We start from the raw sequence: 4,519 nt of genomic DNA on the forward strand, positions 1-4,519 counted from the left end.
ACTCAGGCTTTGGTCATCCTCGCCCGTAAGCTTTGCCGGGTGGCATTCGCCCTCATGAAAAATCAGAGCGAATACCAACCGAATCTAAGATTGCAGGGTTCCCCTGCAACATAGAATCTCCCACAGGTTGCGAAACCCTATTCCGTTACATTTTCGAGAGCTTTCCATGCCCGTATCCGCCAACGTCATCAGCGCCCCGATTGCCCACAAGGCCGCCGGTCACGACCCGTACGCCTGGCTGCAGGAACGCGACACCGATGCGGTGCTCGACTACCTCAAGGCTGAAAACGACTACCAGCAGGCACAGACCGCCGATCAGGCCGAGCTGCGCGAAACCCTGTTCGAAGAGATCAAGGGCCGGATCCTCGAAACCGACCTGTCCCTGCCGTCGCCATGGGGCCCGTACCTGTATTACACCCGCACCACAGCAGGTGACGAATACGCCCGTCACTACCGCTGCCCGCGCCCGGCCGACGACAGCCTGACCCTCGATGAAAGCCGCGAACAATTGCTGCTTGATCCGAACGCACTGGCCAACGGCGGCTTTTTCTCCCTCGGTGCCTTCAGTATTAGCCCCGATCACCAGCGTCTGGCCTACAGCGTCGATGCCTCGGGCGACGAGATTTACACGCTGTTCGTGAAGGAATTATCCAGCGAACGCGTCAGCGAACTGGAATTCCAGGACTGCGACGGCAGCATGACCTGGGCCAATGACAGCCTCACGCTGTTCTTCGGCGTGCTCGACGACACCCATCGTCCGCACAAACTGTTCCGCTATCGTCTGGACGGCACCGCCGCCGAAGAGGTCTTCCACGAGCCGGACGGGCGTTTCTTCCTGCATTGCTACCGCGCCAGCTCCGAGCAGCAATTGCTGTTGTCCCTGGGCAGCAAGACCACCAGTGAAGTCTGGGCGCTGGACGCCAATCAGCCGCAGCAGCCGTTCACTTGCCTGGCGCCACGGGTCGAGGATCACGAATACGACGTCGATCACGGCAAGCTCGATGGCGAATGGACCTGGTTCATCCGCACCAACCGCGACGGCATCAACTTCGCCCTGTACCAGGCGCCGGACACCGGCATCGCACCCAGCGAAGCCGACTGGCAGAACCTGATTCCGCACAGCGATTCGGTGATGCTCGATGGCGTGACCCTCAACGCCGAAGCCCTGACCCTGAGCCTGCGCGAAGGCGGGCTGCCGATCATCGAAGTTCGCCCACACGGTCTGGCGCCTTATCGCGTGCAATTACCGGACGCGGCCTACAGCCTCTATGTGCAAAACAGCCTTGAATTCGAAAGCGACCGCATTCGCCTGCGCTATGAAGCGCTGAATCGTCCGGCTCAGGTTCGGCAACTGATCCTCGCCACCGGCGAACAGACCGTCCTCAAGGAAACCCCGGTGCTCGGCCCGTTCGACGCCGACGCCTACGTCAGCCAGCGCCTGTGGGCGACTGCGCCGGACGGCACCCAAGTGCCGATCAGTCTGGTGATGAAACGGGAAATGGTCGGCAAAGCGGTGCCGCTGTACCTGTACGGTTACGGCGCCTACGGTTCGAGCCTCGACCCGTGGTTCTCCCACGCCCGCCTGAGCCTGCTGGATCGCGGCATGGCGTTCGCCATCGCCCACGTGCGGGGCGGCGGCGAGCTGGGCGAAGCCTGGTATCGCGCCGGCAAGCAGGAACACAAGCACAACACCTTCAGCGACTTCATTGCCTGCGCCGAATTCCTGATCCTCAACGGCATTACCACCGCGCCACAACTGGCGATCAGCGGTGGCAGCGCCGGTGGACTGCTGATTGGCGCAGTGCTCAACCAGCGTCCGGATCTGTTCGGCGTGGCGATTGCCGAAGTGCCGTTCGTCGATGTGCTCAACACCATGCTCGACCCGGATCTGCCGCTGACCGTCACTGAATACGACGAGTGGGGCAATCCCGAAGAGCCGGAGGTCTACGAGCGGATCAAGGCCTATGCGCCGTACGAAAACGTCACTGCACAGGCGTATCCCGCAACACTGGTGATCGCCGGCTACAACGACAGCCGCGTGCAGTATTGGGAAGCGGCCAAGTGGGTGGCGAAGTTGCGCGCGACCAAGACCGATGACAATCCATTGCTGCTCAAGACCGAACTGGGCGCCGGCCACGGCGGCATGAGCGGGCGTTATCAGGGATTACGTGACGTAGCGCTCGAATATGCATTTGTTTTCAAGGTTCTGGGCATTGCCTGAGGAACTCCGCCGGTCACTTGGGTCTTAATTCCAGACATTAAGAGCCGATACACATAGAACCCTGTGGGAGCGGGCTTGCCCGCGAAGAGGCCGTCAGCTTCAACATTTTTGCTGACTGACACTACGTCTTCGCGGGCAAGCCCGCTCCCACAAGGAATGTGCAACGCGCGGAAACCGTGAAAACAAAAAGACTGTGACGACATGTCAGAACCGACCTTACTGAACAACGAAATCCGCGACTGGCTGATGGACTGCGGCCTGTTCGATCAATTGCAACTGGCGGATTTTGCCGCTGCCTCGGGCTACTTCAGCATCAGCACCGTGGCTGAAGGCGAGGCGATCTTTCGCGAAGGCGATGCCGGCAGTTTCATGTGCATCATCCACACCGGCCAGGTGGCCGTGCAGAAAACCGGCGGCGACGGCCAGGTCGTGACCATGGCCACCCTGCGCAGCGGCCGGGCGTTCGGTGAAATGGCCGTGCTCGACGGCGAGCGCCGCTCGGCGACTTGCGTGGCGGCGAGCAACTGTCAGTTGCTCAACCTCGGCAAGGATTCGCTGGAAAAAATGCTCAACGACGCACCGAAGATCGCCGCCAAGATCATCCGCGCCCTCGCCGTTTCCCTCTCCAAACGCCTGCGCATGGCCGACGGCCAACTCGCCGCCCAGCAGATCTAGCCTCCCGGGGATTTGGGTTTGCTGTCGTTCTGTTCGAGGCCCGGCAATGGCTGATCCTTGGTCGGCGGGCTGGGCATTTCGATCGGCACCAGCGGCGGGCCGCCACTGCCGGGGCCGGCCTTGGGAATCGGCACCGGGCTGATCTGCGGATACGGGGTTGGCGTCGCAGTGCCGGGCGAGCCGGGTTGCGGTGTCGGGCTGACGGGAATCGTCTGTTGCGCCTGTACGGCAGTTATCGAGAGCGCGGCCAGGGTAATGACCGTTAGAATGGTGCGCTTCATCAAGGGCTCCGTTGGCCTGAAGTCTGCCTTCAGGCTACTCCCAACGCGCCGGCTTGCCTTCCCCCCTGTAGAGATTTCCATGAAACGTTTCGTTCTGCTCGACACCACGCCGATCCCTGACAACGGTGGCGCCCTGTGCCTGTTCGAGTATGGCGAGGATTTCGTCATCAAGATCCAGGGCGGCGACGGCGGCCAATTGATGAACACCCGCATGCACGGCTCCGAAGACGCGCTGGCCGAGATCCCGTGCCGCAAGGTCGCCGGCCGGCCGGACTCGCGCGTGCTGATCGGCGGTCTGGGCATGGGCTTCACCCTCGCCTCCGCGCTCAAGCATCTGGGCAAGAGCGCCGAAGTGGTGGTCGCCGAGCTGGTGCCCGGTGTGGTCGAGTGGAATCGCGGCCCGCTCGGTGAAAAGTCCGGGCGCCCGCTGCTCGATCCGCGCACGGTGATCCGTCAGGAAGACGTGGCGAAGGTGCTGCAAAGCGAGCCGAACGGTTTCGACGCGATCATGCTCGACGTCGACAATGGCCCCGAAGGCCTGACCCAGAAGGCCAACAGCTGGCTGTATTCCGCCGCAGGCCTGGCCGCGTGCGCCAAGGCGATGCGGCCCAAAGGCGTGCTGGCGGTGTGGTCGGCCAGCGCCGACCGGCAGTTTTCCGACAAATTGAAGAAGGCCGGTTTCAAGGCCGAGGAAGTGCAGGTCTTCGCCCACGGCAACAAGGGCACGCGCCACACGATCTGGATTGCCGAGAAGCTCAAGGGCTGAGCTAAACTTGCCTCATAACCGTCATTAGTCTTCTACAAAGGTGAACCCATGAGTTCGTCCACCCCGACCAACACTTCGAAGCTGGATCGCATCCTCGCCGACAACCAGCGCGACAAGGAAATGGGCTACCGCGACAAGGCCCTGAAGATGTACCCGCATGTGTGCGGCCGCTGCGCCCGTGAGTTTTCCGGCAAGCGCCTGAGCGAGCTGACCGTGCACCACCGCGACCACAACCACGACAACAACCCGCAGGACGGTTCCAACTGGGAACTGCTGTGCCTGTACTGCCACGACAACGAACACTCGCGCTACACCGACCAGCAGTATTTCGGCGAAGGCTCGCTGAGTACGCCGAAAATCGCCAAGGCGACGCACAACCCGTTTGCTGCCCTGGCCGGCCTCATGAAAAAAGAAGACTGAGCCACCACTCCGATCGTTCCCACGCTCCGCGTGGGAATGCAGCCCGGGACGCTCCGCGTCCCAAAGCGGACGCAGAGCGTCCATTGAGGCATTCCCACGCAGAGCGTGGGAACGATCAGCACCGCAGATCCTGAATCTGCCCGCCCTCCCCTAATC

The 4,519-nt window shown here is 62.1% G+C and carries 5 protein-coding genes and 1 pseudogene; 5 read left to right on the forward strand and 1 reads right to left on the reverse strand.

Going from position 1 to position 4,519, the window contains the following annotated elements; genetic code table 11:
• From K5E37_RS29530 to K5E37_RS29175, 3 genes and pseudogenes are all read left to right on the forward strand, one after another.
• Positions 1 to 114: pseudogene (locus K5E37_RS29530) on the forward strand (IS110 family transposase); the annotation flags it as partial.
• A 52-nt stretch (positions 115 to 166) separates the two neighbouring features.
• Positions 167 to 2,221 carry a S9 family peptidase gene (locus tag K5E37_RS29170; protein WP_085605598.1) on the forward strand — a complete coding sequence of 685 codons (2,055 nt, stop codon included), beginning with the start codon at positions 167 to 169 and terminating at the stop codon, positions 2,219 to 2,221.
• 201 nt (positions 2,222 to 2,422) lie between these two features.
• Positions 2,423 to 2,896, forward strand: a complete 474-nt coding sequence (locus K5E37_RS29175; protein ID WP_007956482.1) for a cyclic nucleotide-binding domain-containing protein — start codon at positions 2,423 to 2,425, stop codon at positions 2,894 to 2,896.
• Here the strand turns inward: K5E37_RS29175 and K5E37_RS29180 are convergent.
• Positions 2,893 to 3,177, reverse strand: coding sequence for a hypothetical protein (locus K5E37_RS29180; protein WP_039772629.1), 285 nt, complete (start codon positions 3,175 to 3,177; stop codon positions 2,893 to 2,895). The genes K5E37_RS29175 and K5E37_RS29180 overlap by 4 nt on opposite strands.
• Before the next feature lie 79 nt (positions 3,178 to 3,256).
• Between K5E37_RS29180 and K5E37_RS29185 the strand changes: the two genes are divergently transcribed.
• The gene (locus K5E37_RS29185) at positions 3,257 to 3,943 is read left to right on the forward strand and encodes a hypothetical protein (protein WP_085605596.1); all 687 of its coding nucleotides are present in this window, start codon (positions 3,257 to 3,259) and stop codon (positions 3,941 to 3,943) included.
• A 48-nt stretch (positions 3,944 to 3,991) separates the two neighbouring features.
• Complete coding sequence (locus K5E37_RS29190) at positions 3,992 to 4,363, forward strand: YajD family HNH nuclease (protein WP_007944009.1); 372 nt, start codon at positions 3,992 to 3,994, stop codon at positions 4,361 to 4,363.
• The last annotated feature ends 156 nt before the right edge of the window (positions 4,364 to 4,519 follow it).

It is taken from the genome of Pseudomonas sp. RIT778, from assembly GCF_019718735.1.
In the GTDB taxonomy this organism is placed as follows: domain Bacteria; phylum Pseudomonadota; class Gammaproteobacteria; order Pseudomonadales; family Pseudomonadaceae; genus Aquipseudomonas; species Aquipseudomonas aphyarum.